The organism is Arthrobacter sp. Hiyo1 (assembly GCF_001263615.2).
GTDB lineage: Bacteria > Actinomycetota > Actinomycetes > Actinomycetales > Micrococcaceae > Arthrobacter.
This window is the reverse complement of sequence record NZ_DF952475.1, coordinates 124,577-130,395: the sequence shown is the minus strand read 5'-3', so window position 1 is coordinate 130,395 and position 5,819 is coordinate 124,577. Positions and strand designations below refer to the sequence as shown.

The 5,819-nt window shown below is 64.8% G+C and carries 5 protein-coding genes; all 5 read right to left on the bottom strand.

All coding sequences use genetic code 11. From position 1 onward, the window contains the following. A partial coding sequence (locus AHiyo1_RS19580; RefSeq protein WP_059389678.1) for an ABC transporter ATP-binding protein occupies positions 1–868 on the bottom strand: 868 nt, incomplete at its 3' end. After that, complete coding sequence (locus AHiyo1_RS25730) at positions 865–2,925, bottom strand: dipeptide/oligopeptide/nickel ABC transporter permease/ATP-binding protein (protein WP_084784624.1); 2,061 nt, start codon at positions 2,923–2,925, stop codon at positions 865–867. The genes AHiyo1_RS25730 and AHiyo1_RS19580, both read right to left, overlap by 4 nt. 7 nt (positions 2,926–2,932) lie before the next feature. Continuing rightward, positions 2,933–3,910, bottom strand: a complete 978-nt coding sequence (locus tag AHiyo1_RS19570; RefSeq protein WP_059389677.1) for an ABC transporter permease — start codon at positions 3,908–3,910, stop codon at positions 2,933–2,935. 160 nt (positions 3,911–4,070) lie between these two features. Beyond that, entirely contained in the window at positions 4,071–5,267 is a 1,197-nt protein-coding gene (locus tag AHiyo1_RS19565) for an iron-containing alcohol dehydrogenase (protein WP_059389676.1), read from the bottom strand. Beyond that, on the bottom strand, positions 5,260–5,819 hold a 560-nt coding region (locus AHiyo1_RS19560; RefSeq protein WP_253257481.1), incomplete at its 5' end, for a thiamine pyrophosphate-dependent enzyme. The genes AHiyo1_RS19560 and AHiyo1_RS19565, both read right to left, overlap by 8 nt.

Genomic DNA, 5,819 nt, shown 5'->3' with positions numbered 1-5,819 from the left:
CGATCCCGGACACGTCCGCCGCATTGCGGCCCCGCCTGGCAGGGTCAGGCGCTGATTCGATGAGCAGTTGGGTGTAGGGGTGGGCCGGATGCTGGGTCACGCTTTCGCTCGGGCCCCGCTCCACGACGTGCCCGCGGTACATCACCAGGATCTCGTCAGCGAAGTACCTGGCCGAGGCAATGTCATGGGTGATGTAGAGGATGGCGAGCTCTTGCTGTTCCTTGAGCATTGCGAGCAGGTTCAGGATGCCAAGCCTGATGGACACGTCAAGCATTGAGACCGGTTCGTCCAAGAGCAGGACCGAGGGCGACGCTGCGAGTGTCCGTGCGATCGCGATACGCTGCAACTGCCCTCCGGAAAGTTCGTGCGGATACTTGTCCAGGAATTGGGATGCCGGGTGGAGCTGGACCATGGAAAGAAGTTCGTCCAGTTGCTCTTCGATGCGCTGGCGGCCAGAGCGGACTCCGTGCAACCGGAGCACCCGGGTGAGCTGATAGCGGATGGTGTGGACCGGGTTCAGGGACGCGAACGGATCCTGCAGGAGGAGCTGGACTTCCCCGACATAGCGGCGCCGCTGGCGCCCGGTGCGGGGGTGCACGGGTTTCCCATGCAGTCGCACTTCCCCGGATGATGCCGGGAGCAGCTGCGCCAGGAGCCGGGCGACGGTGGACTTTCCGGAGCCGCTTTCTCCGACGAGCGCCACTGTTGACCCGGCACAGAGGGTGAGGTTGACGGCGTCGACGGCCACGACCTTCCGTTGCCCGCCGACGGCTCTGCTGAGGTTGAAGGTCTTGCCGAGACCGGTCGCCTCGAGCACGGGCGTCTTGATGTTCTCGGTCATGGGAAGCACGTCGATTCCGGCGTTCATCTGGGCAACTCCTCTTGGACGAGAGCGTCGACTGGACGCAGCTGTAGGGTCTCATCGACGTGGTGGCAGGCAACAAGCCTCGCCTCGCCGCCGGTATCGCTGGTGGCGGGTTGGCCGGCCTGATCAGGCAGGGAAAGCAAAGGCGGGTCTTCTTGCCGGCAGATGTCTGTGGCGAGCGGGCACCGGGGGTGGAATGCGCACCCGGTCGGGATGCTGCGCAGGTTTGGTGCGGCGCCGTCGATCGCGGCGAGCTTCCTCCGTGGGCCGCGAAGGACCGGGAACGAGAGCAGCAGGCGGCGGGTGTAAGGGTGTCGTGGCTGGTGTTGGATCTGGGCTGCGTCACCAAGCTCGACGAGCTCGCCCGCATACATAACAGCGATCCTGTCGGCAATCTCGAGCAGCAGAGACAGATCGTGGGTAATGAAGATGAATGAGCTGTCCAAGCGGGTGCGTAGGTCCATGATGCAGCGGATGATGTCGCGTTGGACGACGACGTCCAGAGATGTGGTGGGCTCGTCCATGATGACGACGGCGGGATCGAGTGCGAGTGCCATGGCGATCATGACGCGCTGGCGCTGCCCGCCCGAGAGTTGGTGCGGATAGGAACCGAGACGGGACCGGTCAATTCCGACGAGCTCAAGGAGTTCTCCGACGCGTGCTTCCCGGTCAGCGGCCGCCATCTTCGGCCGGTGCGCCCGGATGGTGTCGTCAAGTTGGGCGCGGACGGTGAGTACCGGGTTCAGGGAGTTCATGGCGGCCTGGAACACGACGGCGGTCTCTTCCCAGCGATAGCGGCGAAGTTGTGCCTGGCTCGCGGAAAGGACATCCAGCCGGGGGAGAGCGGATCCGTCCTTGGCGCGTCCGAAGTACTTCACGGAACCGCCCACGACTTCACCCGGTGCCCGGAGCAGGCGGGTCACGGCAAAGGCCAGAGTCGATTTGCCCGATCCGGACTCGCCCGCGATGCCAAGGACCTCTCCCCGGCGCAGGGTCAGATCCACGCCCCGCACGGCCGGAAGCGCTCCATGCGCGGTCTGGTAGTCGACGCGGAGCCCGGTGATTTCCAGGACGGAATTCCCGCTACGGGAAGGGGCGGCCGTCTTTTCTGCGTCGTGGTCCAATTGGATGAGGCGGCGCGTCAGACGCGAACGTTCGCGTGCCGTCTTGACCCGGCCGACACCGCGCAGTCGGGGGTTGACGACCTCGTCGATCCCGAGGTTGATCAAGGCAAGCCCCATGCCGACGACCGCGAGACAGAGTCCGGGCGGGACGAACCACCACCAGGCGCCGGTCAGGAAGGCGTTGCTGGCTTCCGACCAGCGCAGCACCGATCCCCAGCTCCAGCTGGCGACATCGCCGAGTCCAAGGAACGCCAGGCCCGTCTGGACGATGATGCCGGAAAGGACGCTGAAGAGGAATCCCGTGGCGATGATGGCTGTCTCGTTGGGCAGGATCTCGAACCAAACGATGCGCCAGGCCGGCTCCCCGGCAGCGCGGGCGGCCTCGACGTAGTCCCGCTTGCGGATCGACATCGTCTGCGCACGCAGCTTGCGGGCGCCGTGGGACCAGGCCGTCAGCGCGATGACGGCAGCCGTGACAACCCAGCTGACATTCCCGAGATAGGCGATGATCAGAATCTGCAAGGGAAGCACGGGGATGACGAGGAAGATGTTTGTGCCCAAGGACAGGAGCTCGTCGGCAGAGCCGCCGAGGTATCCGGAAGTGATACCGACCAGGATGGCGACCGTCTCGCTGATGAGCGCGGCGAGGAAGCCCACCTCAAGGCTGAGCCTGGTGCCGGCGAGGACCTGCGAGAAAACGTCCTCTCCCAATGCCGTGGTACCGAGCAGGTGTTGGGGGGAGGGCGGCACGAGGACGTCCGGGCTGGTGGCGGAGGGGTCGTAGGGGGCGATCCAGGGCCCGATGACCGCGAGCACACCAAATACAGCGAGGATCGCTGCGCCGACCAGTACTTTGCGGGAGCGGAGCCAGTGGCGTTTTTTGCGGCGCGGACGGGTGCTCTTGACGACTTTTGTGATTTCGACTGCGGATGTCATTTGTGCCTCACGCGTTCCGGGTACGGGGGTCTAGGACGAAGAACGCCACATCCGCGAACAGGTTCGCGGCCAGGACGGCGAACGTCGTGACGAGAAGGATCGCCTGCAGCAGCGGGAAGTCCTGGTTGCTCACGGCCTGGAACATGACGTAGCCGATGCCGGGGAAGGAGAAGACCTTCTCCACAAGCAGGGATCCGCTGACGACCAGGCCAAGCTCCATGGCAAAACCCGCGACTGCGGGGAGGATGGCGTTCCGGGCCGCGTAGTTGAGCATGACCCGTTTCGAAGAGAGGCCCTTGGCCTGAGCTACGACGACGTAGTCCTCGGAAAGGGTTGTCACCATCATGTTGCGCTGCATCAGCATGTGGCCGGCGAGTGAGCCGATGACGATGGTCAGCGCAGGCAGGATCGAGTGGTAAAGGAGCGTGCCGATGAAGTCCAGGCTCAAGCTGGGCGGAATGGACGGGTCGTACCCGCCGCTCACCGGAAACCACCCGAACCCGACGGCGAAGACCGCAACCAACAGCAGACCGACCCAGAAATGCGGGATCCCGCGCAGAAACGCTCCGACAGGCAGGACCGAATCCATCCACGTTCCGCGGCGCCATCCGGCGATGCAGCCCAGGAGCGTCCCGAGCAGGGTGGCCACGAGGGTGGAGACGCCGAGCAGGCCGATGGTCCATGGCAGGCTGTCTGCAACTACCGAGGAGACAGGGGTCGGGAAATAGGTGAAAGAAAGCCCGAAGTCTCCGTGGAAGAGGTGTTCGATGTATTCGACGTACTGCTCGAGCAGGTTCTTGCTGCGGTCCAGGCCGAAGGCAACGGCAAGTGCTTCGCTGGACTCCGGCGATAGTTGGCCGTTGAACCGCTCCATGACAGCCTGGACCGGGTCCCCGGGCATGAGCCTTGGGAGCAGAAAGTTGATAGTGATGGCAGCCCACGCCGTGATGAGATAGAACGCTAGGCGTCGTGCGAGGAAGCGCATGTGCTGCCCTCTTTCGTTCGCGGTCGCGACCTTTAACGCTGGCCTCGACTCTGATGACCTTTGACGTTTCCTACGAACTGAGCAACCTCTGTTCAAGAGAATTACTATCAGCTGTTAGTTTCTAAGCCTAACCTAACCTAACTTTTTCTTGAAGGTCCGGTCAAGCATTTTGTGGCATTTTTTGTGCAACTTTGGTGGCGGATTTCCCGCCGAGGCGCCCGTCCTGCCCAATGTGGCGGATTGCTTCGGTCCGCTCGATGGGGACCGGGTGTGTCGCCATCCGTGACCGGAGATTGAGACCGGCGTCGACGTACTCCTCAAGGGCTGAGCCTTCGAGGGAGGGCAGGTTAACGAGCCGGGCGCTCCGGGCTCCGTCGAGGTGCCTCCTGAGCGTCTCCACCACGGCGCGGGTCGCCTCGTCCACGGTCTCTGGCTGGCGGGCGCTGGCGTGGGCCTCGATCCACGACATGCTTGCCGCGCACGCGAAGCCGTGGGGAACACCGTATTCGGCAGTGAGATGGTAGGCGAATGCGTGGGCCCCGGTTGTGCGGGTCTGGGAGATCGCCACGCCGGCAACCGCTGCTGCCAGGAGGAGCAGGTGCCGGGGGGAGTCGGAGGCCGGTGAATCGTCTGCCCAGCGGATCCCCGGGGAAGGAGGAGCGCTGTGGGTGAGGTGGCGGAGGAGGTGGTCCCGGGCGGCGTTGGCGTATACGCGGCTGGAAGGTGTGCCGGCCAGGCTCCAACCGGATTCGATCGAATGGCATACGGCATCCAGGGCCGCAGCGAGGCTGTGCCGGTCCGGGCATGTCAGGGTGAGCTCGCCGTCAAGGACTGCAAGGTCGGGGCGGCATTGCGGGAGGTCGAGGGAGACTTTGGCTGATCCGCGGTACAGGGTGGCGAAGGGGGTGATCTCTGCCCCGGTTCCTGCCGTCGTTGGTACAGCGACAAGGAGCGGTGGTTCGGTCCGCAGCGAGGAGGTGTTCCCCTGCAGCCCGGAGTGGAGGAAACGGGGATCGGGTTTGAGCAGGCGGGCTGCTTTCGCCTGGTCGATGGCGGAGCCGCCGCCGACGGCAAGAACCGTGTTCGGACGGAGCTCCTCGATCGCCTGTGAGAGGTCCAGGGCGTCATCGACGGAAGGATTGGGCCGTATCAGTCCATAGTGGTGCGCGCCGTGACGTATCAGGGAAGCGATGCCCGGGATGTCTTCGACGGTCCGCCGGCTTGCGACGACGAGTACCCGGCGGGGAGAGCGGCCAACGATCTTGCTCAGCGCCGAGGAGGCCCCGCTACCCTCGAGCAGCTGCGGTGCGCGTCCAAGCTTCGACGCGGTGAACAGGAGTCTCTGGAGGTCATGCATGGCTGACGACTGCCGTATTTGGAATTGTCGTGCTGCGCATCCGCTCCGCGATGTGTGGCAGGGACAGGGAGGCGCCGGCGCGTTGTGGGGTTTCCCTGACCGTTCGTCCGGCGCGGACGAGGATGAAATGGGGGCCGGGGGTCAAGGCGGCGGAGGCGAGCTGTTGCTGCAGGGACTCCATGGTGTCCACCGTGGAGGTGGCGTGATACCCGCTGGCTCTGGCGACGGCGGCGAGGTCGGTGGTTCCGGAAGTGCTCTGTTGTGATCCGGTCGACTCGTATCCGCCGTTGTCGATGACTACGTGGACAAGGTTGGCCGGCTGCTCGGCGCCGATAGTGGAGAAGCTCCCCAGATGCATGAGCGCGGCACCGTCGCCGTCGAGCACGATGACGGTTTTCTCCGGCGCGGCGGCAGCGTAGCCGAGCGCGAGGGATGAGACATGCCCCATCGATCCCTGCATGTAGAAGTTCCCGGGCCGGTCCCCGGCGTCGTGGAGGTAGCGTGAGGTGTAGCCGGTCGTTGCGAAGATCGCCGTGCCGGGCGGGCACGCGG

Bases quoted from the DNA above. Each gene is read 5' to 3' on its own strand.
- AHiyo1_RS19570 (WP_059389677.1), bottom strand. From the start codon at position 3,910: ATGCGCTTCCTCGCACGACGCCTAGCGTTCTATCTCATCACGGCGTGG.
- AHiyo1_RS25730 (WP_084784624.1), bottom strand. From the start codon at position 2,925: ATGACATCCGCAGTCGAAATCACAAAAGTCGTCAAGAGCACCCGTCCG.
- AHiyo1_RS19565 (WP_059389676.1), bottom strand. From the start codon at position 5,267: ATGCATGACCTCCAGAGACTCCTGTTCACCGCGTCGAAGCTTGGACGC.